Here is a 25,167-nt window from a genome sequence, read left to right on the forward strand (position 1 = left end):
GCGGCGCGACCCTGCCTTGCAATAAGGCGAAGCGCCGGGAGCGGATCATCCGGTTTAGGGGGTTGCTGGTGGTGCGGCCTTCCTGGTTTTTATCGCCTGCGCCGGCCTCAGCCCTGCGCGGTTCGCATATTATATAGCACACCCGCAACAATATTGCGAGTCGGCATTGCAAACGATTTGCGTATTCCTGCAGATATGCAGGGACGCAGCAAAATCAGTCGCCTTCGCCCGGTTCCGTGCTGAAATACTTCTCGAACTTGCCCTTTTCGCCCTTGTGCGCGTCGGCATCTTCGGGCGGCGCCTTCTGGCTGGTGATGTTGGGCCACACCGCCGAATACTGGGTGTTGAGCTCGAGCCACTTCTCAAGACCGTCTTCGGTATCGGGGAGAATCGCCTCGGCCGGGCATTCGGGTTCGCACACGCCGCAATCGATGCATTCGCTGGGATTGATCACCAGCATGTTCTCGCCTTCGTAGAAACAATCGACCGGGCACACTTCCACGCAATCGGTGTATTTGCACTTGATGCAGTCTTCGGTGACGACGTAGGTCATTACAGCTCTTTCAGATGCGAATTGTCGGAATCGTCGGACTTTTGGCCCCGGGCATGAGGCGACGCTGCTATGGTCATTTGCCCTTTAGGGTCAAGACCCGAGCCGTCAACCTCGCGATAATGGGAACGCGCAGCCTCGGGTGAGCCGCGCCGGTCGGGCAGGGCGATCACCTCGATCACGCGGATGCCCTGCCCGAGCGCGATCGTCAGCACATCGCCGATCCGCACCGGTTCCGACCCGCGCAGCACATGCTGGCGGTTGCGGCGAACCGCACGGCCTTCGATCAGTGCCAGAGCGGCGCTGCGGGTGCGGGCGAAGCGCAGGCAGACCAGAAGGCGGTCGATGCGGAGCGACCCCGATGCCGGCACCGCTGCGCTTTCAATCATCGCTTGAGCAGGTCCGCCAGCTTGTCGAAGGCACCGCCAGCGCGGGCCGGGCCGGTGTATACCGGGGGTCGAGGCGGGGTCTGGGCGGGTCTAGGGCCACGCTGCGCGCCCTCACGCGGGGGCTTGCGCTTGTCGCCGGGCTTACCTGACCCCCGCTTTGGCCCGCGATCATCCTTGCGTTCAGGCCCGCGCTGTTGCCGCCGCGCGTCTTTTTCTTCGGGACGACGCGGACGCCAGAACCAGCGATCGGGTGCGGGCGGGCCGAAAGCGCCTTCGGGCAGGGCGCGGGCGCGGTCGCAGCGGAAGCCTGCGCTGCCAAGCAGCCGCCGCGCGTTCTCCGCCTCGAGCCCGACCGACACCGCGAGCGCGAGATCGAGCCGGAACGGGCGATTGCGCTCCTTGGGATGGGCGGCGAGCACAGCCCCGCGCGCTTCAAACGCGGCGCGGAAGATCTTCTCGGCCAGATCGACGCGGATCGCCTGGCTGCCGGCATAGCGGTATCCGGCGGGCAGGCGGCCCTTGGCCCAGCTACCCTCGGCCAGCACCGGCTGCATGGCCTCTTGCACCGCGCGGGGATCAAGCCCCAGCGCGTGCAGCAAGCGCCGCGGTGCGGGCTTCAGCAGCGGCGCATCGAAAATGTCGAGCGCACCGAAAGTCACCCCCAGCTTGCGCAGATAGGGGCGCATTTCCTTGGGCAGGTGTTCGAGCCCGGCATCCTCGCGGCTGATCACCCCGCGCGCTTCGATGAGGGTGATGACCAGCGCGCGCGCTTCCGATCCGGCAGCGGGATCGCGCGCCGCCTCGGCCAGCTTGCGCAGCGGTTCGAGCGGTTCGAGCTGCTTGTCCAGCCACGCGGCAAGGCCCGCCTCGAGCTTCGCCTTCGCCGCATCGGGCAACAGCACGACATCGCGGGTCAGCGTCAGCCGCGGCGTGCCGAAGTGACCTGCGCCCGGATGACCGGGGAAGGCGATTTCGGCCAGCGCACGACCCTGCCAGCGGATCGCACCGCCGACGATTTCCAGCTCAGCAATGCCCTGCGACAGCAGCCATTCGGCGCGGCTTTCGAGCAGCGCGGGCAGCGCCTTTTCGCCCGCCGCGAGCAGCATCCGCCGGTCGGCGACGCCCGCATTGGGATCGACGATGAAGCGGAAGCCCTCAAGCCGTCCGATGCTCTCGCCCTCCACCGTCAGATGGCCGTCGGGTTCAAGTGTGACGGGCAGCGCACTGGCATCCTGTCCCAGCGATTTCATCAAGAGTGTCGTCCTCCGGTTGACGAAGCGTTCGGTCAGCCGCGCGTGCAGCGCATCCGAAAGCTTCGCCTCGACCGCGCGGGCCCGCGCGGCCATTTCGTCGCGTGCCAGCACCCAATCGGGCCGCTGGCAGATGTAAGCCCAGCTGCGAATCGCCGCGATCCGCCCTTGCAGCGTGTCGATGTCGCCCTGCATCCGGTCAAGCTCGGCGATGCGTGCGGCAACAAAATCGGCGGCGAGATAGCCGCCCTGTAGGTCATCCCACAAGCGCGCAACGAAGCGCGCGTGCGGTTCCACCCCGAGGCTGCGGAAGTCGGGGAGCGAGCAGGCCTCCCAGAACCGCCGGACACTGCCCGCCCCTCGCACGCTTTCGGCGATGGGTTCCGCTGCAAGCCTGCGCAGCACCGCCATGTCGATCGCTTCGGGCGCGGCTTTGAGTTGCGGCTTGTCGGGCCGCGCTTCCAGATCGGCGATCAGCGTGTCGAGACTGTCGAAGCGGGGCTCCGCCTCGCGCCAGAACAGGTGGGTGAGCGGCGCGAAGGTGTGTTCCTCGATCGCGTAGACTTCCTCGTCGGTGAAGGCGAGCGGTTCCCCGTCTCCCTTTCCGGTGCCCGACAGCGTGCCGAAAGTCCCGTCGCGCTGGTGCCGCCCTGCCCGGCCTGCGATCTGCGCCATTTCCGACGGGGTCAGCCGCCGCTTCCGGCGTCCGTCGAACTTGCTGAGCGCGGCAAAGGCGACATGATCGAGATCGAGGTTCAGCCCCATGCCGATGGCATCGGTGGCGACGATGTAATCGACCTCGCCCGACTGGAAGAGCGCGACTTGCTTGTTGCGGGTTTCGGGCGAGAGCGCGCCCATCACCACCGCTGCCCCGCCGCGGAACCGGCGCAGCGCTTCGGCCATGGCGTAGACCTGCTCGACCGAGAAGGCGACCACGGCGCTGCGCTTGGGCAGGCGCGAAAGCTTGCACACGCCCGCGTGGCTGAGCGTCGAAAAGCGCGGTCGGCTGGTGATCTCGGCCTTGGGGATCAGCGCCTTGACCATCGGTTCGAGCGTCGCCGAGCCGAGGATCATCGTCTCGTCACGCCCCCGTGCGTGCAGCAGCCGGTCGGTGAAGATGTGCCCGCGCTCGGGGTCGGCGCCCAATTGTGCCTCGTCGAGCGCGACGAAGGCGACCTCGCCGCTGGTGCGCGGCATCGCTTCGGCGGTGCAGAGGAAATAGCGCGCCTCGGGCGGTTCGATCCGTTCCTCGCCGGTAATCAGCGCGACCTGCTTGTCGCCCTTGATCGCGCGCACCCGGTCATAGACCTCGCGCGCCAGCAGGCGCAGCGGGAAGCCCATCATGCCGCTGGAATGGCCGCACATCCGCTCGATCGCCAGGTGCGTCTTGCCGGTGTTGGTCGAGCCAAGCACGGCGCGCACGCGGCTATCATCCTGAGGGCGGGAAGGCGGGGGGAAGGTCACGACCCGGCGGTCATGGCAGGCAGGCATCGGGCGGGCAAGGCTGCGGGGCGGGGTGGGCGCGATCTACGCACAACACCTTACCGCACGCGGGGTGCGGCTGATCGCTGGTTAACGCGGGATTTACTTTGTTCTGGCAGAAAAACGCGGCATTGGAGCGACCAGGTCAGCCACAGGCCTGCCCCGGCAGGGGGTCGCAATCGGGGCACGGATGTTGGAACACGCGCGCAATCTCAACGAACCGGCTGCGCCCCTTGCGGGCGCAGAGGGCGGCGTTGACGATGATATTCCCGCGCTGCCGGCGTTCCATAACGTCGCGCCGCAATCGCTCGATCCCGAAGCCGCGCGTGAACTTCTGCCCTATCTCCGCAATGCCCAGGCGCTTGCGCCACCCTCGATCGCGGCGCGTCTGAAGCAGCGCCTGCTGGCGCGGGTCGGACGTTCGGCTGCGGATTACGAGGCGTGGCGGGAGAAGGCCTCGCACTGGTTTGATCGCCTCGATCTCGCGCCCGATCTGGCCGAGAATGTCGGCAGCCGCCGCTGGTTCCGCGGGCTCGGCACGATGGTCGGGCTGGGCGCGGTGGCGCTGGCCTTCTGGCCCGATTTCACCCCGCTCGAAGCGCGCCCCGCCATGCCGCAGGATGAAGCGGTGACGAGCGAGCTGCGCAGCCAGATGATCCTGCCGCTCGCGCTCGGCGCGGACAGCGGCCGGCGGATGGGGCCGACGCAGGCGGTGATCCCCCTGAAGAGCGCGCCCGAACGTCCGCAGATCGCGATGGTGGTGACCCTTGCTCCTGGGGACAGCTTCGCCTCGATGCTGCGCCGCGCAGGGGTGGCCGCGGGCGATATCGACCGGGCGACCGCGCTGGTCGGACAGGCTTTGCCGATTTCCGAGATTGCTTCGGGCACGCAGATGGACCTGCTGCTCGGCCGCCGCCCGGCGCCCGGCCAGCCCCGCCCGCTCGACAGCCTCGCCTTCCGCGCGCGTTTCGATCTGGAGCTGGAACTGACCCGCCCCGGCGTCGGCGTCACCAACCCTGATGGCACTCCCGTCGCGCCGTCCGGCCCGCTGGCGCTGAAGCGCAACATCATCCGTGTCGACGATACCCCGCTGCGCGTGCGCGGCCCGGTCGGCTCGAGCCTCTACCGCTCGATGCGGCAAGCGGGCGTTCCGGCGAGCGCGGTGCAGGAATATCTCAAGACGCTGGATTCGCAGATCGACATGGAGCGCGAGGTGCGCGCCGGCGACGAATTCGACATCATCATCGCCTATCGCCGCGCCGCTACCGGCGAACGGCAGGCAGGCCAGCTGCTTTATGCCGGGGTCGATCGCGGCGGCAAACCGCGCACGCAGCTGATGCGCTGGGGCAGCGAGGGGCGGTTCTACGAAGCCTCGGGCGTGGGCGCGCAGCGGCGCGGACTGCTGGCACCGGTGCCGGGGTCGATTTCCTCGACCTTCGGGATGCGCCGCCACCCGATCCTCGGCTATACCCGGATGCACGCGGGGATGGACTTCAAGGCACGCTACGGCACGCCGATCGTTGCGGTGAGCGACGGGCGCGTGACCAGCGCCGGCCGCGCGGGCGGCTGCGGCATCGCGGTGCGGCTGGATCACGGCAGCGGGCTGTCGACGCGCTATTGCCACATGAGCCGCATGGCGGTGTCTCCTGGGATGCAGGTACGGCGCGGGCAGGTGATCGGCTATGTCGGATCGACCGGCCTGTCGACCGGCGCACACCTCCACTACGAGATGTATCGCGGCGGTCGCCCGATCAATCCGGCCAGCGTCGAATTCGTCAACCGCGCCGAATTGTCGGGCACCCAGCTGATCGATTTCCGCCGCCAGCTGATCCGCCTGAAGGAAATCGAGGTGGGCGCGGCGCTCAAGGATCTCGAAGCCCTGCCGAGCGAGGTCAAGGAACCGCTGCGCGAGATCGAAAAGGTCGATATGGTCGCACAGCGCAAGCGCACCGGCACCGCGCTGTAACGATTACTTGTCGTCCAAGGGGCATTGCCTGTAAGCCTTGACCCTATGACCGGACACTATCCCAACACCCGCCTGCGCCGCACCCGCGCCCATGCATGGAGCCGCGCGCTGCACCGCGAGACCATGCTCACCCCGGCCGATCTGATCTGGCCGCTGTTCGTCACCTCCGGGAGCGGGGTTGAGGAGCCGATCGCGACCCTGCCCGGCGTATCGCGCTGGTCGGTCGACGGGATCGTCGCGCGGGCCAAGGAAGCTGTCGCGCTCGGCATTCCGGTCGTGGCGCTGTTCCCTAACACCCAGCGCGAACTGCGTTCGGACGACGGGGCCGAGGCGCTCAATCCCGATAACCTGATGTGCCAGGCAATCCGCGCGATCAAGGACGCGTGCGGCAATGATATCGGCGTGCTGACCGATGTCGCGCTCGATCCCTATACCAGCCACGGGCAGGACGGGCTGGTCAACGATGCGGGCTATGTCGTCAATGACGAGACGGTCGCCGTGCTGGTCGATCAGGCGGTCAATCAGGCGAACGCGGGCGCGGACATCATCGCGCCTTCGGACATGATGGATGGCCGCATCCACGCGATCCGCCGCGCGCTCGAGATGAACGCGCACCCCAATGTCCAGATCATGTCCTACGCCGCCAAGTATGCCAGCGCCTTCTACGGCCCGTTCCGCGATGCGGTGGGTTCTGGCGGGCTGCTCAAGGGCGACAAGAAGACCTACCAGATGGACCCGGCCAACACCGACGAGGCGCTGCGCGAAGTCGCGCTGGATATCGCCGAGGGTGCGGATTCGGTGATGGTGAAGCCCGGCCTCGCCTATCTCGATATCGTCGCGCGGGTGAAGGCCGAGTTCGATGTGCCGGTGTTCGCCTATCAGGTGAGCGGCGAATACGCGATGATCGAGGCCGCTGCCGCTGCCGGTGCGGGGGACCGCAATGCGCTGGTGCTCGAAACCCTGCTCGCCTTCAAGCGGGCCGGGGCGAGCGGCATCCTCACCTATCATGCCGCCCACGCTGCCCGCCTGCTGAACGGCTGAAGCCGTGGCGGATTTCCGGCACGAAACCGCCCGCCTGATCATGCGCGACTGGCGCGAGGAGGATTGGCCCGAATTCTGGCGCCTCACCAACACCCCCGCGGTGATGCGCTGGCTCGGCGGCGTGGCGGACGCGGCCACCCGCACGGCGGCGCAGACGCGGGTCGAAGGATACCGCCGCGATCACGGCCACACCTTCTGGGTGGTCGAACGCAAGGATGATGGCGCGCTGCTCGGCTTCTGCGGACTGAAACGCTCCAATCAGGCGGGCGGCCCGATCGGCATGATGGAGGTCGGCTGGCGGCTGCGCGAGGATGCATGGGGCAAGGGCTATGCCAGTGAAGCCGCCGTCGCCTCGCTCGATCTGGCCTTCGACCGCTTCGGCGCGGACGAGGTGATCGCGCTGACAGTGCAAGGCAACACCGGAAGCTGGGGCCTGATGCTCCGCCTCGGGATGGAGCGGCGTGAGGATCTCGATTTCGACAATGCCGATTTCGATCCGGAACTCCCACGCATCATCGTCCACGCGATCAGCCGCGAGTCGTGGCAGGCGGCGCGCGGCATGACGTCATGACCGCCATTATCCTGCAAACCGAGCGGCTCACGCTGCGGATGATCGAGGAACGCGATCTCGATCCGCACATGACCCTGCTCAACACGCCGGCGGTGATGCAGCATCTGGGCGGGGTGCAGCCGCGCGAAGTTATCGCGGCCAAGCACGCCGCCGCCCGCGCGAGCTTCGCTGCCGAAGGCTACGGCTTCATGATCATGGAGGAACGCGCCACGGGCGAGGTCGTGGGCCATTGCGGTTTGCGCCGCGTCGCCCACCCGCTCGCGCCCAACCCTACCGATCACGAAATCGGCTGGCTGGTGCGCGAGGATCGCTGGCGCATGGGCTTCGCCTTCGAAGCCATGCGCGCGGTGCGGGACTGGGGCTTTGCCGAGCATGGCGCGCCGCACATCGTCGCCTTGACCTGCCAGCCCAACATCGGCAGCTGGCGGTTGATGGAAAAGCTCGGGATGGAGCGGCGGGCTGACCTCGATTTCACCGACCCCGCCGATCCTGAACCGATCATCCAATACGCGATCACCTGCGCCCAATGGGAGGCTTTGCAATGACCGTGCGCCCCGGCGTCAACATCATCCCGATCCACGGCAAGACCCCGAAGATCCACGAAACCGCCTTCATCGCGCCCGGCTGCACGATCATCGGCGATGTCGAAATCGGGGCGGGCTCGTCGATCTGGTACAATTGCGTGCTGCGCGCCGACGTGTTCTCGATCCGCATCGGGGAACGCACCAATGTGCAGGACGGAAGCGTGCTCCACTGCGATCCGCCGCGCCCCGGCGATCCCGACGGCTGCCCGCTGGTGATCGGCGATGATGTGCTGATCGGCCATATGGCGATGGTGCACGGCTGCACGATCCATGATCGCGGCTTTGTCGGCCTCGGCGCGATTGTGATGAACAAGGCGGTGATCGGCTCGGACGCGATGCTCGGAGCAGGCGCGATGCTGACCGAACGCAAGGTGATGGGCGAGCGCGAGCTGTGGGCGGGCCGCCCGGCGGTGAAGCTGCGCGATCTGCCCGAGCCCGCGATTGCCGGAATGCGCGTCGGCGTGGCGCACTACGCCGAAAACGCGAAGCACCACGCCGAGGCTGTAAAGGCAGCGTTGGGTTAGGCGCCCGGCTGGCGGATATACTTCATCATGTAGCCGATGAAGTCCGCCTTGCCGATTGCGAGGCCTTCCATCCGCAGGATTGCATAGGCCGCAGTGAGGTGGAAATAGAGCTGGGGGATCACCCAGTCGCGGCAATATTCATGGGCCTGCATCACGAAGCGCATGCCGTTGGGCAGCGTGAACTCCACCGTATCACCGCTCGCTGGCCATTGCGCAGGATCGCTGGCCGCGACCAGTGCCTGCGCCGCCGCGATGCGCGATCGCGCTTCGGCCAGGGTAGCGGGATCGACATCGCTCGAGGTGAATTCCAGTCCCGTGAGCCGCGCCAACCCTTCGCCCGGCATGTTGGCAAGGAACCGCAGCTGGGTGGAGAGCGGGAACATGTCCTCCGCAATCCGCGATTGCAGCAGCGCCTCGCCCTTTTCATGGCTCTCGGCCTTGGTGACGAGATGATCGAGCGTGCCGAGGATATTGGCATAGGTGGCAAGCATCGCGGTGGCGTAGGACATTGATCTCTCTCCCGTGAATCTGCGGGAGAGGTAGGCGGCGCTCAGTCCTTTATCAATGCGCGCAGACTTTCCAGCCGGTCCGCTTCGTGCGCGGGTTTGTCCCAGCGGATGCGGTGGATGCGGGGGAAGCGCACCGCGAGGCCCGACTTGTGGCGCTTGCTCGAATGGACAGAATCGAACGCCACTTCGAACACCAGGCTGCGCGCGACTTCGCGGACCGGGCCAAAGCTGTTCAGCGTGTTCTGCCGCACGAACTTGTCGAGCTGCTTCAGTTCCGCGTCGGTGAAGCCGAAATAGGCCTTGCCCACGGGGAGCAGCTCCGCCCCGCTATCGGGATCGCCGTCCCAGCAGCCGAAGGTGTAGTCCGAATAGAAGCTCGAACGCTTGCCGCTGCCGCGCTGGGCATACATCACCACGCAATCGATGAGCAGCGGATCGCGCTTCCACTTGTACCACAGCGCCGCCTTGCGCCCGGCGACATAGGGGCTCTCGCGGTGCTTGAGCATCAGCCCTTCGATCGCCTCGTCGCGCGCGGTGTCGCGGATGCGGGCGAGGTGGGCGAAGTCATCCGCATCGACCAGCGCCGAGAGATCGAAATGGCTCTCCGGAAGCCGCGCCATCAGCCCTTCCAGAGTCGCGCGGCGCAACTTCCACGGATGCTCGCGCCAGTCCTGCCCCTCGGCGAGCAGCACGTCATAGAGCCGCACGAAAGCGGGATAATCGCGCAGCATCGCTTTGGAGACGGTCTTGCGCCCGAGCCGCTGCTGGAGCGCGTTGAAACTCGCCGCGCCCCCGGCCTCACCGCCCTGCGCCGAGCCGCGCACCAGCAACTCGCCATCAAGCACCGCGTCGAAAGGCAGGACATCGAGCAGTTCGGGGAAACTCGCCGAGATATCGTCGCCCGAGCGCGAATAGACCCGCGTTGCCTCTCCGGCACGGACCAGCTGCACGCGGATGCCGTCCCATTTCCACTCGGCGGCGTAGTCGGCGAGATCGACTTGCGCCTCCTCAAGCGGGTGGGCGAGCATGAATGGGCGGAAGCGCGGGACGCCGGCAAGATCGGGCGGGGGTGCGCCGTCCGCCGCCCAAGCGAACAGCTCGGCATAGGGGGCGCTGAGCGCGTGCCAGTATTCCTCCACCGCCTCGACCGCCACGTCGAAGGCTTGCGCGAAGGCGGTCTTGGCGAGGCGCGCGGACACGCCAACGCGCATTCCGCCGGTGGCGAGCTTGATCAACGCATAGCGGCCCTTGGCATCCATCCGGTCGAACAGCGCGGGCAGTTCTTTGGGTGCCGTGGCGCGGGTGAGCGCCGCCAGCCGCTCCACCACTTCGGCCAGCGACACATCGGGCGCGGGCGCGGCATTCTCAGGCGCAGGCCACAGCAGGCTCGCCGTCTCGGCCGTGTCGCCCACGAAATCGCGGCTCAGCGTCCACAGCACCGGATCGACCCGCTCCATCATCAGATTGCGGATGGTCGCGGATTTCACCGCAGGGAAATCAAGCCCGTCGGTCAGCGCGGCCAGCGCCCATCCGCGATCGGGATCGGGCGCGGCGCGCAGATAGGCGGCGATCAGCGCCAGCTTGCGGTTGCGGCTGGTGGTGTAGACCAGCGCATCGAGCAGGGCGGCGAATTCCTCCATCAGCGCGCCCGCTTTCGTTCATTGCACCGACATGCAGATGCGCTAGAGGGCGTTGCTGACACGGGTGTCAATCCCGTCGCAAACAAGGAATCGCCTCTATGAAGTTCGCTCCGCTTGCCGCTCTTTGCCTCGTCGCTGTCGCCTCGACTCCGGCGCTGGCTGATGATGCCGCCGCCACCGCTCCTGCGCCGGCCGCCGCCTACACTGTCGACACCCCGATCGAAACGCTGGTCGCCAATGAAAGCACCAAGGCCGTGCTGGTGAAGCACCTGCCGGGGATCGATCAGCACCCCGCTTACGACCAGTTCAAGTCGCTCAGCCTGCGCACCGTCGCGCCGTTCTCGCAGGGCATGATCAGCGATGATCTGCTCGCCAAGATCGACGCCGATCTGGCCGCGATCAAGTAAGCACAGCGATGCGAGGGCGAGGGGCTCAGTCATCCTCGTCCTCGTAACCGACCAGCGCCAGCGCACGGGCGCGGCGCTGGTTCAGCGCGCACCAGCGCAGCAGTGCCTCCTCGCGGCCATGGGTGATCCAGGTTTCGTGCGGGTTCACTTGCGCGATGGTCTGCGTCAGCTCGTTCCAGTCGGCATGGTCGGAGATGATCAGCGGCAGCTCAACCCCGCGCTGCCGCGCGCGGGCGCGCACCCGCATCCAGCCTGATGCCATCGCGGTGACGGGATCGGGCAGGCGGCGGCTCCAGCGATCATTGAGTGCGGCGGGAGGCGCGATGATGATGGCCCCGCGCAGCGCCTCTTTCGAAGGCGCATCACTCACAAGCCGCAGATCGCCCAGCGCCACGCCGTGTTCCTCGTAGAGGCGACACATCGCCTCCATCGCGCCATGCAGCCAGATGACGTCATGGTGGCCTGCCGCCCGCAGTTCGGCGATCACCCGCTGCGCCTTGCCCAGCGCATAAGCGCCGACGAGGATGCAGGAATCGGGGTTTTGCTCCCGCGCATTCAGCAGCTTGGCCATTTCCCCGGTAATCGGCGGATGGGTGAAGACCGGGAGGCCGAAGGTCGCCTCGGTGATGAAGATATCGCAGGGGGTGACCGCAAAGGCTTCGCAGGTCGGATCGGGCGCGCGCTTGTAATCGCCGGTGATGATCACCCGCTCGCCCGCGTGTTCGAGCAGGATTTGCGCGCTGCCGAGCACGTGGCCCGCAGACAAGAAGGTCGCCTTGACCCCGCCGCCGAGGCTGAGCGTTTCGCCATATTCCGCCGGAGCCGCGCCATCGGAAGTTGCGTAGCGCAACTTCATGATCGCCAGCGTCGCCGGAGTGGCGATGGTTTGCCCGTGTCCGCCGCGCGCGTGATCGGCATGGCCATGCGTGACCAGCGCCCTCGGCACGGCGCGCGAGGGATCGACCCAGACATCGGCCGGGGCGATGTAGATTCCCTGCGGCTCGGGCCGGATCCAGGAGAACGGGACGGTCATGCGATCATAACCCGCACTGCGGGCGCGATGTTCCGGGATTTTCAGCCCTGGAGCACTTTCCGGCCATTCCATCCCATCCTGACGGAGCCGATTTTGGCTCAGCGTAAGGAACGACGAGAGAGCCATGCCGAAGCATAGGGAACGAGGAGAGACGCCGCGCTGGGCCAAAATCGGCCCGCCCCTTCGGGGTCGTGTCAGGAGATCCGCTGGCTTCGTCGCGACGCTTGACCGGGGGCCGACAGGCCCGCTCTGCGCGCCGCTCCTGTCCAGCGGATCTCCTGACGCGATCAGGGTGGGTTGGAATGGCCGGAAAGTGCTCTAGGGCATCGGTACGAGTTCGCCCCAGCAATCTTCCGCATCGAGCAATGTCGAGATGGTCCCATCGGGAAGCTTCAACTGCGTGCCGGCGGTGCAAATCATCGCCCGCGCGCCACCATCGAAGAAGATCACCTGAAAGGCGGCGGTCTTGTAGGGATATTCGTTCTTGTCGACCGCGCGGCCCATGCAGTCAGGCCCGTCGGTGGTGGACTCGTTGGTCACGAACACGAACTGGCCGAGGTTCTTGAGCGTTTCGGTCTCCCAGCTGGTGGTGACGCGTTGCTGCCCGCTGACGACGAGGCCCGTATTGTCGGCGTTGAACGTCCAGCTTTCGTAGCATTCCGGCTTGCCATCGGGCCCAAGGCGCGTGGCCGAAAACTGCCACGTGCCGACCTCGATCAGGCGGGCGGGCATGGTTTCTTCGGTCTGTTCCCACGCTGGCGGCTCGGCAACGGCAGGCGCGCCCATCAGCGCGCCCGCAGTTACCATCGCCAATACGGCAGACATTCGCCTCAGCCTTCGTCCGTTTCGGGTGCGGGCTTCTTGGCGGCGGCTTTCTTCTTCGGCGCGGCCTTCTTCTTGGCGGCCTTCACCTTGGGCGGGGCCGGGGTCATTTCGAAGGCGGGCTTGCCGTCCTTCACGGTGACATGGACCTCGCCGCCTTCGGCCAGCTTGCCGAACAGCAGTTCTTCGGCGAGCGGCTGCTTGATCCGTTCCTGGATCAGGCGGGCCATCGGACGCGCGCCGTAGAGCTTGTCGTAGCCCTTGTCCGCCAGCCACGCGCGGGCATCGCTGTCGAACTGGATGTGGACGTTCTGTTCGGCCAGCTGGAGTTCGAGCTGGAGGATGAACTTGTCGACCACGCGGGCAACGATGCTCTTGCCGAGATAGGCAAACGGCACGATTGCATCGAGGCGGTTGCGGAATTCGGGGGTGAACATCTTCTTCACCGCCTCGTCGCCCGCGTCTTCCTTCGACACGTCGCCAAAGCCGATGCCCTGCCGCGCCATGTCGGCCGCGCCCGCATTGGTGGTCATGATCAGGACCACGTTGCGGAAATCGACCGTCTTGCCGTGGTGATCGGTCAGGCGCCCGTTATCCATCACCTGCAGCAGGATGTTGAACAGGTCGGGGTGGGCCTTCTCGATCTCGTCGAGCAGCAGCACGCAATGCGGGTTCTGGTCGACCGCGTCGGTGAGCAACCCGCCCTGATCATAGCCGACATAGCCCGGAGGCGCGCCGATCAGGCGGCTGACCGAGTGGCGCTCCATATATTCCGACATGTCGAAGCGCTTGAGCTCGATCCCCATGATGTTGGCGAGCTGGCGCGCGACTTCGGTCTTGCCGACGCCGGTGGGGCCGGAGAACAGGAACGAGCCGATCGGCTTGTCCGGATCGCGAAGCCCTGCGCGGCTCAGCTTCATCGCGGTGGCAAGGCGGGTGATCGCCTCGTCCTGCCCGAAGACGACGTGCTTGAGATCGCGTTCGAGGTTCTCGAGCGCCTTCTTGTCATCCTTGCTGACCGACTTGGGGGGGATGCGCGCCATCGTCGCGATCACCTGTTCGATCTCGCGCGCGGTGATCGTCTTCTTGCGGCGGCTGGGCGGCACCAGCATCTGCATCGCGCCCACCTCGTCGATCACGTCGATTGCCTTGTCGGGCAGCTTGCGGTCATTGATGTAGCGCGCCGACAGCTCGACCGCGGTCTTGATCGCGTCGGGGGTGTACTTGACTTTGTGGTGATCTTCGAAGGCGCTGCGCAGACCTTTCAGGATCTTGATCGTGTCCTCGATGGTCGGCTCGTTCACGTCGATCTTCTGGAACCGGCGCAGCAGGGCGCGGTCCTTTTCGAAGTGGTTGCGGAATTCCTTGTAGGTGGTCGAGCCAATGCAGCGGATCGCGCCGCTCGAGAGGGCCGGCTTCAGCAGGTTCGAGGCGTCCATCGCGCCGCCGCTGGTCGCGCCCGCACCGATCACGGTGTGGATTTCGTCGATGAACAGCACCGCGTTGGGCATGGCCTCAAGCTCGGTCACGACCTGCTTCAAGCGCTCTTCAAAATCGCCGCGATAACGCGTGCCGGCGAGCAGCGCGCCCATGTCGAGCGAGTAGATCACGGCTTCGGCCAGCACTTCGGGCACATCGCCTTCGACGATCTTGCGCGCGAGGCCTTCGGCGATGGCGGTCTTTCCCACGCCGGGATCGCCCACATAGAGCGGGTTGTTCTTCGAACGGCGGCAGAGGATCTGGATCGTCCGGTCAACCTCCGGCCCGCGACCGATCAGCGGATCGATCTTGCCGTTTTCGGCCTTCGCATTGAGATTGACGGTGAACTGGTCGAGCGCGGTTTCCTTCTTGTTGCCGCCGCTTTCCTTGGTCTGCGCGGCCTCTTCGGGCTTGTCGGCGCCTTGCGGATTCTTCGATTCGATCTGGCGGCCACCCTTGCCGATGCCGTGGCTGATGTAGCTCACCGCATCCAGTCGGCTCATGTCCTGCTGCTGGAGGAAATAGACCGCGTAGCTATCGCGTTCGGAGAACAGCGCCACCAGCACATTGGCGCCGGTGACGGTGTCCTTGCCCGAAGACTGGACGTGCAGAATCGCCCGCTGGATCACCCGCTGGAAGCCTGCGGTGGGCTGTGGATCGGCCCCGTCCTCAGTCTTAAGTGATTGATATTCTTGGTCTAAATACTGTTTCACGACCTCGCCGAGTTCGGCCAGGTCGACCCCGCAGGCGGCCATCACCTGGGCTGCATCCTCATCATCGATCAGCGCCAGCAGCAGGTGTTCGAGCGTGGCATATTCGTGCCGACGTTCGGACGCATTGCCGAGCGCGTTGTGCAGCGTGCGTTCGAGGTTCTGGGCGAAGCTGGGCATGGGAGAGGCCTTTTCAGCGGGTGGTTGCTCGTGGCGAGCGAGCGGGGGGAGCCATTTTCCGACTATATGGGATCGCGCACAGGAATTGCGAATCGGTTTCCAAGGTTACAGGCAGGTCTGCGCAGAACCTCATCCGCCGGGCTTTCCGAACAGCGCATCGGCAGCGGCGCGGTGCGCGGCAGCCTTGTCGCGGTGGGCCTTGACCCGGGCAATCTCGGCTTCGAGCAGCGCGACACGCTCGTCCAGTTCGGCTTGGGAATAAGGTGCAAGATCTTCGGCCGCGAGGCGGGCGGCGGCATCTCCGACAGGGCGTGGGCGGTCGGGTTCTTCCATTGCCAGGCAGCATCAGCCCCAAGCGGCTTGCTGTCAATCGGTGAGAGCGGTATTCGCCCCGCCTGTTTGGTTAGCGGTTCAGGTTCAGGGGGATATTGGCGATGGTCGCAAGAAGCGTGGCGGACCTGCCCGAGACGATGCAGGCGATCGGCTTCGATGCGCCCGGCGGGCCGGATGTGCTGCGCATCGAAACAGTCCCGCTGCCGCGCCTGCGCCCTGACGATCTGCTGATCCGCGTCGCCTATGCCGGGGTCAACCGCCCCGATTGCTTGCAGCGCGCCGGGGCTTATCCGCCGCCGCCGGGCGCTTCTCCGCTGCTCGGTCTAGAAGTGTCGGGCGAAGTGGTCGCCGTGGGCAGCGAAGTCCCGCGCGAAATGCTCGGCCAGATGGTCGCCGCGCTTACGCCGGGCGGGGGCTATGCCGAATATTGCGCGGCGCATTGGCAGCACTGCCTGCCCGTGCCCGACGGGATGCTGCTGGCCGAAGCCGCCGCGCTGCCCGAAACGCTGTTCACCGTGTGGCACAACCTGTTCGAACGCGGTCTTGCGCGCGATGGCGAGAGCGTGCTGATCCACGGCGGCACCAGCGGCATCGGGACAATGGCGATCATGCTCGCCAAGGCCTTCGACATGGAGGTGATCGTCACTTGCGGCGATGCCGACAAATGCGCCGCCGCCACCCGCATCGGCGCCGACCTTGCGATCAATTACCGCGAGACCGACTATGTCGAGGCGGTGCTGGCGCATACGGGCGGCAAGGGCGTGAACGTGGTACTCGATATGGTGTCGGGCGATTATGTCGCGCGCAACCTCAGGTGCATGGCCGAGGATGGCCGCCACGTGACCATCGCGGTGCTGGGCGGGGCCAAGGCCGACATCAATATGGCGGTGGTGATGATGCGGCGGCTGACGCTGACCGGATCGACCCTGCGCCCGCGCACCGACGCCTTCAAATCCGCGCTTGCCGATGAAATCGCCGACAACGCCTGGCCGCTGTTCGCCGATGGCGAGCTGTCGCCGGTGATGGACATGACCTTCCCGCTCGCAGACGCCGCCGCCGCCCACGCGCGGATGGAGAAGGGCGAGCATATCGGCAAGATCGTGCTGGAGGTCGCCGGTGGTTGAGGCGCTGATACTCCACGAGGACCCTCGCAGCGGGAACTGCTACAAGATCAAGCTCACCGCCGCGCTGCTCGGCCTGCCGCTTGCCACCCGCGCCTACGACATCACGAAGGGCGAAACCCGCACGCCGGAGTTCCTCGCCACCGTCAACGCCAACGGGCGCATTCCGGTGCTCCAGATCGGAGAGGGGGCGCCAGAAAATGGGGGCGCGCGCTTCCTCCCCGAAAGCAACGCCGCGTGCTGGTATCTCGCCCACGACAGCGCGCTGATCCCGGCGGAACGCTTTGCCCAGGCCGATATGCTGCGCTGGATGTTCTTCGAACAGTATAACCACGAACCCAACGTCGCGACCCTGCGTTACTGGCTGAGCATCCTCGGCGAAGCGAACCTTGCCGAACAGCAGCGTGCGCTCGTGCCCGCCAAGCGCGCAGGCGGCGAGGCGGCGCTGGCGCTGATGAATGATCACCTCGCGACCCATGATTTCTTCTGCGGCGCTGCTCCGACACTCGCCGATATCGCGCTGTTCCCCTACACCCATGTGGCCGAGGAAGGCGGGTTCGGGCTGGGCGATTACCCGCACATTCTGGCGTGGATTTCGCGGATGCAGGCGCTCCCTGGCTTCGTGCCGATGGACTGACGCACCTGTCGCATCTCTGAAAAACTTACGCAAAACCGTCATTTGCCTGAGAGTCTGCTGTAACATTGCGCTGCCATGAGGGGGCCAGCGTGATGTGACACCCGAGGCCTCAAATGACCGGCGCCGACCTCCACGACCTGATCAGCGACAATGTCGCGAGCTTCCCGCTCAGCTCCCCGCGGACTCCCGAACCCGAAGGGGGCGAGCGGCGCTCCTATCGCACCATCTGGATCAGCGACGTGCACCTTGGCACCAAGGGCTGCAACGCCAAGCTGCTGATCGACTTCCTCGACCACACCGACAGCGAGACGATGTACCTTGTCGGGGACATCATCGATGGTTGGCGCCTCAAGAAGAAGTTCTACTGGCCCGCGGCGCATAACGACATCGTGTGGCGGATCATGAAGCGCGCCCGGCGGGGCACGCGGGTGGTCTACATCCCCGGCAATCACGACGAGATGTTCCGCCAGTTCACCGGATTGAACTTCGGCGGGATCGAAATCCGCCGCGCGGCCTTCCACGACACCGCCGATGGCCGCCGCCTGATGGTGCTGCACGGCGACGAATTCGACGCGGTGATGCTCTCGCACCGCTGGCTCGCCTTCGTGGGGGACCATGCCTACCACCTGATGATGAAGCTCAACGTGGCGGTGAACGCTGTGCGCCGCTGGCTGGGCAAGCCTTACTGGTCACTCTCCAAGGCCGCCAAGCACAAGGTCAAGAACGCGGTCGAGTTCATCGGCAAGTACGAGGAAGTCGTCGCGCGGGCCGCGGGCGAGCGCGGGGTCGACGGGGTGGTGTGCGGCCACATCCACACCGCCGAATTCCGCAGCTTCGACCACCACGGACGGGCCATCGAATACTGGAACGACGGTGACTGGGTGGAAGGCTGCAACGCGCTGGTCGAGCACCACGACGGGCGGATGGAAATCCTCCACTGGCCCGACGAGATCAAACGGCGCGAGGCAGAGCGCGCGCTTGTTGCCGAACCCGCCGCACCGGCGCGCGAGGCGGCGTGAACCGCTACACCTCGATCCTGCCCGAGGCGGCCACACCCGCCCTCGCCGAGCCCGCTCGCATCGCGATCGTCACCGATGCCTGGCACCCCCAGACCAACGGCGTCGTCCGCACGCTGTCCACCACCTGCGAGGTGTTGCGCCGCTGGGGGCATGAGGTGACCGTGATCTCGCCCGACAGCTATGTTTCGGTGCCTGCGCCGAGTTACCCCGAAATCCGCCTTGCGCTGACTGCGCCCGGCGTGATCGGGCGGCGCTTGGCGCGGCTGGCCCCCGATGCGGTGCATATCGCCACCGAAGGCCCGCTCGGGCTGGCGGCGCGGCGCTACTGCATGCGGCGCAACGTGCCCTTCACCACCGCCTATCACACCCAGTTCCCCGATTACCTCGCGAAGCGCACCGGACTGCCTGCGCGGGTGTTTTGGCCCTATATCCGCTGGTTCCATCGCCCGGCCGCGCGAATCATGGTGGCGACCGAAACGATCCGGGCGACCTTGCGCGAGCAGGGCCTCACCCGGCTGACCCACTGGAGCCGCGGAGTCGATCTCGCCTGCTTCACGCCGCATGCCCCGCCCCCGCCCGAATATGCCGCGATGGAGGGGCCGATCCTGCTCTATGTCGGCCGCGTGGCGGTGGAGAAGAATATCGAGGCCTTCCTCGCCTGCCCCTATCCCGGCACCAAGGTGGTGGTCGGCGATGGCCCGGCGCGGACTGCGCTGCAGGCAAAGTTTCCCGACGCGCACTTCCTCGGCAAGAAGACCGGGGTTGAGCTCGCCGGCTGCTATGCCGGGGCCGATGTCTTCGTGTTCCCGAGCCGCACCGACACTTTCGGCCTCGTCATGATCGAGGCGCTCGCCTGCGGCACACCGGTCGCGGCCTTTCCGGTGCCCGGCCCGCTCGACATCGTCACCGAGGCGGTTGGCGCGCTGTCCGAAGATCTGACCCGGGCGATCGATGCCGCGCGCTACTGCGAACGCCGGGTCTGCGCGGCCTATGCCGCGACCTACAGCTGGGAGGCCGCGACCCGCCAGTTCCTCGCCGGACTGGCCGCGCTTGATGAAGAGGAAGTCGCCGGCTTCGGGGCTTTGATCCCCGCCTGAATCCATTCCTTGCCGTTTTGTGTGCTTTCGCCTATCTAGCCTGCCAAGGCGGCCGCTCCGAAAGGGGCGGCCCTTTCATTTTCAACGGAGATTTCCCCATGGCGACCAAGGATCAGCCCAAGCCGCTGATGCCGCATGCCACCGCGACCTGGCTGGTGGACAACACCGCGCTCTCGTTCGAGCAGATTGCCGAGTTCTGCGGCCTCCACATCCTCGAAGTGCAGGCGATGGCCGACGATCTGGCCGGCAGCAAGTATACCGGACGCGACCCCGTTCACTCGGGCGAACTGACCCAGGCCGAAATCGAGCTGGGCCAGAACGATCCGGCCTATTCGCTCAAGATGCACAAGGCGCCGGTCGAAGTGACCCGCACCAAGGGCCCGCGCTACACCCCGGTGTCGAAGCGTCAGGACAAGCCCGATGGCATCGCCTGGATCCTGCGCAACCACCCGGAAGTGTCGGACGCGCAGATCTCCAAGCTGATCGGCACCACGCGCAACACCATCGGTGCGATCCGCGATCGCAGCCACTGGAATATCCAGAACATCACCCCGAAGGATCCGGTGACGCTCGGCCTGTGCTCGCAGCGCGAACTGGATGCGATGGTCGCCAAGGCCGCCAAGCGCGCCGGTGTCACTGATGATCCCGATGCGCCGGTCAAGTCCGAACGCAACGATCGCGAAAAGCTGATCGAGGAACTGCGCGCCGAGCGTGACGCCCAGACCAAGGCCGCAGGCGAAGCCGCGCAGGCGGCCGAGGCCGAAGCCTGGCTCGCCGCGCGCCGCGCTGCCGAAGCGGCGGAAGAAAAGATCGACCCGGAGAGCGGGTTCATCTGATCGCCTGAACACGTTGGTTTAGGTCGTCGCCCCGTGCTTGACACGGGGCTTGGCTTTCTTGGGCCTAGCCCTCCAAGGAAGAAGCCAAGCCCCGGATCAAGTCCGGGGCGACGCTGTTTTGGGCTGGCGAGAAATCACGCAAATCCCGCCACTTTCGCTTGTGCAGCCAGCGATTGTTCGCCACAATTACTGACATGACTGTCAGTAGCGCCGCCTATCACCATCCCGTTCCGCTCGACACCCGGTTCGAGGCGATGAGCCTTCCGGCAATGTTTGAGCGCACCATGCGCGCCAACCCCGACGCGCCGTTCCTGCACTTCCTCGGGCGCACATACAGCTACAGGCACATCTTCGAACAGGCCAAGGCCTTCGCGCTCGGGCTCGCCGAGATGGGCATTGCCAAGGGCGACCGCGTCGGCCTGTTCCTCCCCAACGTGCCAATCTACGCCGCCGCCTATTACGGGGCGATGATGGCGGGCGCGGTGGTGGTGAACTTCTCGCCGCTCTATTCGGTCGAGGAACTGAGCTGGCAGGTCGGCGATTCCGGCACGCGGCTGCTGGTGACGGTTGATGTGCCCGAACTCTACAAGACCGCGCACAAGGTGCTGGAGGCCACCCACCTCGAAACGCTGGTGGTTGGCAGCCTTGCCGACCAGCTGCCGTGGTACAAGGGCCTAGCCCTGAAGCTGTTAAAGCGCAGCCAGATCGCCGATGTGGCCTATGGGCCTGCGGTGAAAAGCTGGCGCGATGTGACGCCTGCGGGGATACCGCCAGCGGTCGAAGTCACCCCCGCCGATCTCGCTCTGCTGCAATATACCGGCGGCACCACCGGGCGGCCCAAGGGGGCGATGCTGGGGCATGACCAGCTTTCGGTGAATGCGCAGCAGGTCGCCGCGCTTAACCCCTTCGGTGCGCCGGCGTCCGAGGTGTTCATGGGCGCGCTGCCGTTCTTCCATGTCTTCGCCAACACCGCGCTGCTCAATCACGCGATGGTGACGGGCGCGTCGATCGCGATGGTGCCGCGGTTCGAGACGAAACAGGTGCTCGCCACGATCCAGCGCTATCGCTGCACCGGTTTTCCCGGCGTGCCGACGATGTTCCAGGCGATGCTCGATCACCCCGATCTGCCCAAGACCGACCTGTCGAGCCTCAAGGTCTGCATTTCGGGCGGCGCACCGATGCCCGCGCCCGTCCACCTGCGCTTCGAGGAAGTGACGAGGGTGCGCGTATGCGAAGGCTATGGCCTGACCGAAAGTTCGGGCGTGGTCTCCGCCAACCCCTACGAGGGCGAGCGCAAGCGCGGCACCATCGGTCAGCTGGTGCCGGGGACAGAGGTGGTGCTGCTCGACAAGGAGCACCACTCGCAGCTCGCGCCCGAAGGCGAGCCGGGCGAACTCGCCGTCCACGGCCCGCAGGTGATGCGCGGCTACTGGAACCGGCCCGAAACCGATGCCGAGACGTTCGTGGAGATCGGCGGCAAGCGCTACCTGCGCACCGGCGATGTCGCGCGGATCGATGCGGACGGGTTCCTCGAGATCGTCGACCGCATCAAGGACATGATCGCGGTGGGCGGCTTCAAGGTCTTCCCCAGCGTGGTCGAGGACGTGATTCTCGAACATCCGGCGGTGAAGGAAGCGCTGGTGATCGGCGTTCCGGAAGAATACCGCGGGGAGGTGCCGCGTGCCTATGTCACGCTCAACGAAGGTGCATCGGCGACGGGGGCCGAACTGGCCGAATGGCTCAACGCCCGTATCGGCAAGCACGAACGGGTCGATCAGGTGGTGGTGCGCGAGGCGCTGCCCAAGACGATGATCGGCAAGCTTGATCGCAAGACCCTGCGCGCCGAGGTTCTCTGAACCTGGTTAGGTAAGGAGGCGAGGTGAGCGGCGCCGAAGCGCCGCCCCGTTATTCCGCGACGGCGATGCTCACCGGCGGCACAGCCTTGACTGGCTGGCGCGCATTGGGGGCGAAACGGCCATCAACCTGCGCGCCCTGTTCGATCGTCAGCGCGTCATAATGCACGTCGCCTTCGATCTGCGCGCTCTTGAGAATCACCAGCTCGCGCGCGGTGATCGAACCATTGACCTTGCCGGCGAGGCGCGCGCTTTCGGCGACGACCGCGCCGCTGATGCTGCTCTTCTCGCCCTGCACCAGGCTGGCGCACTTGATGTCGCCTTCGATCGTGCCGTCGATATGCAGATCGGCCGATGCCGCGATGTCGCCCTTGATGACCACATCGGCACCGATCACCGAAAACGTCGAACCAGAACCCATCATGCTGCTCCTATTTGCCGGGCGCGGGGGCGGGGGTGCGGCCAGATCCGGCTCGGCGGACTTCTTTGAGAACATCGGGGGCGGCCTCCAGGAAGGGGCGCGGATTGACCGCGCGGTTATTGATGCGGACTTCGAAATGCAGGTGCGGACCGGTCGAACGGCCGGTGCTGCCCAGCCCGCCGATGGTGGCACCGGCGGCGACCGGCTGGCCGACCTTCACCCCGATGCGCGACAAGTGCGCATAGCGGGTCAACATCCCGTTACCGTGGGTGATCTCGATCGCATTGCCATAGCCCGCCTTGCGTCCGGCAAAGGTCACGCGGCCATCGGCTGCGGCGAAGATCGGCGATCCCATCGCGCCTTTGAAATCGATCCCGGCGTGCATCGCGCCGCGCCCGTTGAACGGGTCGCGCCGGTAGCCGAAGCCGGAGGTAATGTTCTGCACGCTCGCGGGGACGACCTGCGGAATGCCGTCGAGCGCGCGCTCGAGTACGGCCATGCGCGACAGGCTGAGGCCGAGGCGTTCGAAGCGCGGGTCGAGATCCTCACCGCCGCCCAGAATGGCCTCGAACGGACCACCCATCGCTTGCTGCGTCTGGCGGCTGAGGAGCTTGGGATCGAGGTTGAGCTTGCGCATCGCGGCTTCGGCGCGGCGGGCGCGGGCATCGGCAAAGCGGGTCAGCCGTTCAACGAAGGCGAGCTGGCGCGCTTCGACTTCCGCGAGGCCGCGCGCCTGCGGGATCAGCGCGCTGACCTTCTCGATGGTTTTGGCGGCTTCGGCCGAGGAATCGGTGACAGTGCCACTCGCCGCGCCTTCTGCCACCACGTCTTCGGGCAGCATCCGCGCCATTTCTTCGAGGAATTCCTGACGCTGCTGGAGATCGTCAACCACGCGGTCGAGATTGCCGCCATAGGCCTCAAGCCGTTCGCCAGCCTTGGCGACGCGGGCCTTTTCCTCGGCGAAGGAGGCGAGATCGGCTTCGGCGCGGTACTGGCCCCAGGCCATCACGGCGAGCGCGATCAGCCACACCAGCGCAAGCGCAACCGCACCGGCGGCGACGCGCATCTGCAGCTTCGACGAAATCTTGATGAAGCGCACCTGACCATCGGCGCGCATGAAGAATTCCCGGTCGGGGAACCACTGCCGTAGCCGCTCGCCCCACTTGAGTGCGGTAATCTTGTCTGACACTGCGGCCCCGATATTGTTCTGGTTTGCCCCGACAGGGCCGCTAACAGCGCAATCACGCGCGGTCGAATCCCGCTTTTGCCAGTGCAGATGAATCGAAACGGAATCGCGATGAGATGTTGAATCATCCGCAACCGGGGTGATGCGTCGTCGCTGGCAGGCCGATTGCGCCGCAAAGACCGCCCGAATCGGATCACCTGACAGGCCAGCGTCGGCCTGCTAGAAGCCCCGGCCATGAACCACGCTTCCGCCTCGCTCGCACCGACTGATTCGACCGATCCCACTGCGCTGGTAACCGCGCTGGCGCAGGCCGCGCGCCGCGCGCAGCGCCAGCTTGCCGGGATGCCGAGCGCGGCCCGCGCAGCGGCGCTCCACCTTGCCGCCGAGGCGCTGCGGGCGGCGACTCCGGCGGTGCTCGAAGCCAATGCCAAAGACCTTGCAGCCGGCGCTGCGAATGGCCTCAGCAAGGCCATGCTCGACCGGCTCGCGCTGGATGAAGCGCGGCTGGCGGGGATCGCCGATGCGGTCGCGGCGGTGGCCGATCTGCCCGATCCGGTGGGCCAGGTGATCGACACGCACCAGCAGCCCAATGGTCTGAAATTCCAGCGCATCCGGGTGCCGATCGGGACCATCGGGATCATCTACGAAAGCCGCCCCAACGTCACCGCCGATGCGGCCGCGCTGTGCGTGCGGGCGGGCAATGCGGCGCTGCTGCGCGGCGGGAGCGAGGCGGTGCATTCCAACCGCGCGATCCATGCCGCGCTGGTCGAAGGGCTGACCCAAGGCGGGGTGCCGGCCGATGCGGTGCAGCTCGTGCCGACGCAGGATCGTGCGGCGGTCGGCGCGATGCTGACCGCGAGCGGCCTCATCGACATGATCGTGCCGCGCGGCGGCAAAAGCCTCGTCGCGCGGGTGCAGGCCGATGCCCGCGTGCCCGTGCTCGCGCACCTTGACGGCATCTGCCACACCTATGTCCACGCCGCTGCTGAACCCGCGATGGCCGAGCGAATCGCGCTCAACGCCAAGCTGCGCCGCACCGGCATCTGCGGGGCGATGGAGACCCTGCTGATCGACAGCGATTATCCCGATCCCGCCACGCTCGTCGGCGCGCTGATCGACAAGGGCTGCGAAGTGCGCGGCGATGCGCGCATCCGCAGCCTCGATCCGCGTGTCATTCCGGCGAGCGCCAATGATTGGGACACCGAATATCTCGACGCGATCCTGTCGGTGGCGATGGTTGACGGGCTGGACGATGCGCTGGCGCACATCGCCCGTCATTCCTCGGCCCACACCGATGCGATCATCACCGCCGACGAAGCGGCGGCCGAGCGCTTCCTGGCCGAAGTCGACAGCGCGATCGTGATGCACAACGCTTCCTCGCAATTCGCAGACGGGGGCGAGTTCGGGCTCGGCGCGGAGATCGGCATCGCCACCGGGCGGCTGCACGCGCGTGGGCCGGTCGCGCTTGAAGGGCTGACGACCTACAAGTGGCAGGTGCGCGGGAGCGGGCAGACCCGCCCGTAACCG

Annotated in this window: 24 protein-coding genes; 13 read left to right on the forward strand and 11 right to left on the reverse strand. The window is 66.3% G+C overall.

The genetic code is table 11. The annotated features are described in order from the left end of the window. Positions 1-214 precede the first annotated feature (214 nt). From fdxA to BG023_RS02235, 3 genes are read right to left on the reverse strand one after another with little or no spacing between them, the layout of a single operon-like run. On the reverse strand, positions 215-553 hold the full coding sequence (gene fdxA / locus BG023_RS02225) for a ferredoxin FdxA (protein WP_069309012.1): 339 nt from the start codon (positions 551-553) through the stop codon (positions 215-217). After that, on the reverse strand, positions 553-939 hold the full coding sequence (locus BG023_RS02230; protein WP_069309013.1) for a S4 domain-containing protein: 387 nt from the start codon (positions 937-939) through the stop codon (positions 553-555). The genes fdxA and BG023_RS02230 overlap by 1 nt, the downstream gene beginning before the upstream one ends. After that, positions 936-3,653, reverse strand: coding sequence for a helicase-related protein (locus tag BG023_RS02235; RefSeq protein ID WP_442956775.1), 2,718 nt, complete (start codon positions 3,651-3,653; stop codon positions 936-938). Before BG023_RS02235 ends, BG023_RS02230 begins: the two co-directional genes overlap by 4 nt. A 208-nt stretch (positions 3,654-3,861) precedes the next feature. Here BG023_RS02235 and BG023_RS02240 point away from each other — a divergent pair, with 208 nt between their 5' ends. From BG023_RS02240 to BG023_RS02260, 5 genes are read left to right on the forward strand one after another with little or no spacing between them, the layout of a single operon-like run. Further along, positions 3,862-5,637, forward strand: coding sequence for a M23 family metallopeptidase (locus BG023_RS02240; protein WP_069309015.1), 1,776 nt, complete (start codon positions 3,862-3,864; stop codon positions 5,635-5,637). Between the two features lie 45 nt (positions 5,638-5,682). Further along, positions 5,683-6,678, forward strand: a complete 996-nt coding sequence (hemB, locus tag BG023_RS02245; protein ID WP_069309016.1) for a porphobilinogen synthase — start codon at positions 5,683-5,685, stop codon at positions 6,676-6,678. Between the two features lie 4 nt (positions 6,679-6,682). After that, positions 6,683-7,249, forward strand: a complete 567-nt coding sequence (locus BG023_RS02250) for a GNAT family N-acetyltransferase (RefSeq protein ID WP_069309017.1) — start codon at positions 6,683-6,685, stop codon at positions 7,247-7,249. Next, complete coding sequence (locus BG023_RS02255) at positions 7,246-7,794, forward strand: GNAT family N-acetyltransferase (protein WP_069309018.1); 549 nt, start codon at positions 7,246-7,248, stop codon at positions 7,792-7,794. The genes BG023_RS02250 and BG023_RS02255 overlap by 4 nt, the downstream gene beginning before the upstream one ends. After that, positions 7,791-8,357, forward strand: coding sequence for a gamma carbonic anhydrase family protein (locus tag BG023_RS02260; protein WP_069309019.1), 567 nt, complete (start codon positions 7,791-7,793; stop codon positions 8,355-8,357). The genes BG023_RS02255 and BG023_RS02260 overlap by 4 nt, the downstream gene beginning before the upstream one ends. On the opposite strand, the gene BG023_RS02265 is transcribed toward BG023_RS02260, so the two are convergent. Together BG023_RS02265 and BG023_RS02270 are read right to left on the reverse strand one after the other, a co-directional pair. After that, on the reverse strand, positions 8,354-8,866 hold the full coding sequence (locus tag BG023_RS02265) for a DUF1993 family protein (protein WP_069309020.1): 513 nt from the start codon (positions 8,864-8,866) through the stop codon (positions 8,354-8,356). The genes BG023_RS02260 and BG023_RS02265 overlap by 4 nt on opposite strands. Before the next feature lie 41 nt (positions 8,867-8,907). After that, positions 8,908-10,506, reverse strand: coding sequence for a cisplatin damage response ATP-dependent DNA ligase (locus tag BG023_RS02270; RefSeq protein ID WP_069309021.1), 1,599 nt, complete (start codon positions 10,504-10,506; stop codon positions 8,908-8,910). Between the two features lie 98 nt (positions 10,507-10,604). On the opposite strand from BG023_RS02270, the gene BG023_RS02275 reads away from it, so the two are divergent. Beyond that, complete coding sequence (locus tag BG023_RS02275) at positions 10,605-10,913, forward strand: hypothetical protein (RefSeq protein WP_069309022.1); 309 nt, start codon at positions 10,605-10,607, stop codon at positions 10,911-10,913. A gap of 25 nt (positions 10,914-10,938) precedes the next feature. Here the strand turns inward: BG023_RS02275 and BG023_RS02280 are convergent, their stop codons facing one another. From BG023_RS02280 to BG023_RS02295, 4 genes are all read right to left on the reverse strand, one after another. Next, positions 10,939-11,946 carry a ligase-associated DNA damage response exonuclease gene (locus BG023_RS02280; protein ID WP_069309023.1) on the reverse strand — a complete coding sequence of 336 codons (1,008 nt, stop codon included), beginning with the start codon at positions 11,944-11,946 and terminating at the stop codon, positions 10,939-10,941. Between the two features lie 318 nt (positions 11,947-12,264). Next, complete coding sequence (locus BG023_RS02285) at positions 12,265-12,771, reverse strand: hypothetical protein (RefSeq protein ID WP_150122763.1); 507 nt, start codon at positions 12,769-12,771, stop codon at positions 12,265-12,267. Between the two features lie 5 nt (positions 12,772-12,776). After that, entirely contained in the window at positions 12,777-15,137 is a 2,361-nt protein-coding gene (gene clpA / locus BG023_RS02290; protein WP_069309025.1) for an ATP-dependent Clp protease ATP-binding subunit ClpA, read from the reverse strand. 129 nt (positions 15,138-15,266) lie between these two features. Next, positions 15,267-15,470, reverse strand: a complete 204-nt coding sequence (locus BG023_RS02295; protein ID WP_069309026.1) for a DUF1192 domain-containing protein — start codon at positions 15,468-15,470, stop codon at positions 15,267-15,269. 101 nt (positions 15,471-15,571) lie between these two features. On the opposite strand from BG023_RS02295, the gene BG023_RS02300 reads away from it, so the two are divergent. The 6 genes from BG023_RS02300 (at position 15,572) to BG023_RS02325 (ending at position 22,036) form a co-directional block, all read left to right on the forward strand. Further along, positions 15,572-16,594 (forward strand): NAD(P)H-quinone oxidoreductase, encoded by a 1,023-nt coding sequence (locus tag BG023_RS02300; protein ID WP_233993050.1) that lies wholly within the window; start codon positions 15,572-15,574, stop codon positions 16,592-16,594. Beyond that, positions 16,587-17,228: a glutathione S-transferase family protein gene (locus BG023_RS02305; RefSeq protein ID WP_069309027.1), complete on the forward strand. Its 642-nt coding sequence runs from the start codon at positions 16,587-16,589 to the stop codon at positions 17,226-17,228. Before BG023_RS02300 ends, BG023_RS02305 begins: the two co-directional genes overlap by 8 nt. A gap of 113 nt (positions 17,229-17,341) precedes the next feature. Further along, the gene (locus BG023_RS02310; protein WP_150122764.1) at positions 17,342-18,247 is read left to right on the forward strand and encodes a UDP-2,3-diacylglucosamine diphosphatase; all 906 of its coding nucleotides are present in this window, start codon (positions 17,342-17,344) and stop codon (positions 18,245-18,247) included. Further along, entirely contained in the window at positions 18,244-19,344 is a 1,101-nt protein-coding gene (locus BG023_RS02315; protein WP_083234487.1) for a glycosyltransferase family 4 protein, read from the forward strand. Before BG023_RS02310 ends, BG023_RS02315 begins: the two co-directional genes overlap by 4 nt. 98 nt (positions 19,345-19,442) lie before the next feature. Further along, the gene (locus tag BG023_RS02320; RefSeq protein WP_069309028.1) at positions 19,443-20,180 is read left to right on the forward strand and encodes a DUF1013 domain-containing protein; all 738 of its coding nucleotides are present in this window, start codon (positions 19,443-19,445) and stop codon (positions 20,178-20,180) included. A gap of 194 nt (positions 20,181-20,374) precedes the next feature. Continuing rightward, the gene (locus tag BG023_RS02325; protein WP_069309029.1) at positions 20,375-22,036 is read left to right on the forward strand and encodes an AMP-binding protein; all 1,662 of its coding nucleotides are present in this window, start codon (positions 20,375-20,377) and stop codon (positions 22,034-22,036) included. Positions 22,037-22,085: 49 nt separating this feature from the next. Here BG023_RS02325 and BG023_RS02330 read toward each other — a convergent pair whose 3' ends face one another. Beyond that, positions 22,086-22,457: a bactofilin family protein gene (locus BG023_RS02330; RefSeq protein ID WP_069309030.1), complete on the reverse strand. Its 372-nt coding sequence runs from the start codon at positions 22,455-22,457 to the stop codon at positions 22,086-22,088. Between the two features lie 7 nt (positions 22,458-22,464). After that, on the reverse strand, positions 22,465-23,571 hold the full coding sequence (locus BG023_RS02335; protein ID WP_069311073.1) for a M23 family metallopeptidase: 1,107 nt from the start codon (positions 23,569-23,571) through the stop codon (positions 22,465-22,467). 303 nt (positions 23,572-23,874) lie between these two features. Between BG023_RS02335 and BG023_RS02340 the strand changes: the two genes are divergently transcribed. Beyond that, positions 23,875-25,164 carry a glutamate-5-semialdehyde dehydrogenase gene (locus tag BG023_RS02340; protein ID WP_069309031.1) on the forward strand — a complete coding sequence of 430 codons (1,290 nt, stop codon included), beginning with the start codon at positions 23,875-23,877 and terminating at the stop codon, positions 25,162-25,164. Positions 25,165-25,167 lie beyond the last annotated feature (3 nt).

The organism is Porphyrobacter sp. LM 6 (assembly GCF_001720465.1).
Classification (GTDB): domain Bacteria; phylum Pseudomonadota; class Alphaproteobacteria; order Sphingomonadales; family Sphingomonadaceae; genus Erythrobacter.

Excerpts from the sequence above, each read along its gene's own strand:
- BG023_RS02270 (WP_069309021.1), bottom strand. The coding sequence starts at position 10,506 with ATGGAGGAATTCGCCGCCCTGCTCGATGCGCTGGTCTACACCACCAGC.
- BG023_RS02240 (WP_069309015.1), top strand. The coding sequence starts at position 3,862 with ATGTTGGAACACGCGCGCAATCTCAACGAACCGGCTGCGCCCCTTGCG.
- fdxA (WP_069309012.1), bottom strand. The coding sequence starts at position 553 with ATGACCTACGTCGTCACCGAAGACTGCATCAAGTGCAAATACACCGAT.
- BG023_RS02300 (WP_233993050.1), top strand. The coding sequence starts at position 15,572 with ATGGTCGCAAGAAGCGTGGCGGACCTGCCCGAGACGATGCAGGCGATC.
- BG023_RS02340 (WP_069309031.1), top strand. The coding sequence starts at position 23,875 with ATGAACCACGCTTCCGCCTCGCTCGCACCGACTGATTCGACCGATCCC.
- hemB (WP_069309016.1), top strand. The coding sequence starts at position 5,683 with ATGACCGGACACTATCCCAACACCCGCCTGCGCCGCACCCGCGCCCAT.
- BG023_RS02275 (WP_069309022.1), top strand. The coding sequence starts at position 10,605 with ATGAAGTTCGCTCCGCTTGCCGCTCTTTGCCTCGTCGCTGTCGCCTCG.
- BG023_RS02285 (WP_150122763.1), bottom strand. The coding sequence starts at position 12,771 with ATGTCTGCCGTATTGGCGATGGTAACTGCGGGCGCGCTGATGGGCGCG.
- BG023_RS02335 (WP_069311073.1), bottom strand. The coding sequence starts at position 23,571 with ATGCGCGCCGATGGTCAGGTGCGCTTCATCAAGATTTCGTCGAAGCTG.
- BG023_RS02295 (WP_069309026.1), bottom strand. The coding sequence starts at position 15,470 with ATGGAAGAACCCGACCGCCCACGCCCTGTCGGAGATGCCGCCGCCCGC.
- BG023_RS02230 (WP_069309013.1), bottom strand. The coding sequence starts at position 939 with ATGATTGAAAGCGCAGCGGTGCCGGCATCGGGGTCGCTCCGCATCGAC.
- BG023_RS02310 (WP_150122764.1), top strand. The coding sequence starts at position 17,342 with ATGACCGGCGCCGACCTCCACGACCTGATCAGCGACAATGTCGCGAGC.
- BG023_RS02260 (WP_069309019.1), top strand. The coding sequence starts at position 7,791 with ATGACCGTGCGCCCCGGCGTCAACATCATCCCGATCCACGGCAAGACC.
- BG023_RS02265 (WP_069309020.1), bottom strand. The coding sequence starts at position 8,866 with ATGTCCTACGCCACCGCGATGCTTGCCACCTATGCCAATATCCTCGGC.
- clpA (WP_069309025.1), bottom strand. The coding sequence starts at position 15,137 with ATGCCCAGCTTCGCCCAGAACCTCGAACGCACGCTGCACAACGCGCTC.
- BG023_RS02325 (WP_069309029.1), top strand. The coding sequence starts at position 20,375 with ATGACTGTCAGTAGCGCCGCCTATCACCATCCCGTTCCGCTCGACACC.
- BG023_RS02280 (WP_069309023.1), bottom strand. The coding sequence starts at position 11,946 with ATGACCGTCCCGTTCTCCTGGATCCGGCCCGAGCCGCAGGGAATCTAC.
- BG023_RS02255 (WP_069309018.1), top strand. The coding sequence starts at position 7,246 with ATGACCGCCATTATCCTGCAAACCGAGCGGCTCACGCTGCGGATGATC.
- BG023_RS02330 (WP_069309030.1), bottom strand. The coding sequence starts at position 22,457 with ATGATGGGTTCTGGTTCGACGTTTTCGGTGATCGGTGCCGATGTGGTC.
- BG023_RS02320 (WP_069309028.1), top strand. The coding sequence starts at position 19,443 with ATGGCGACCAAGGATCAGCCCAAGCCGCTGATGCCGCATGCCACCGCG.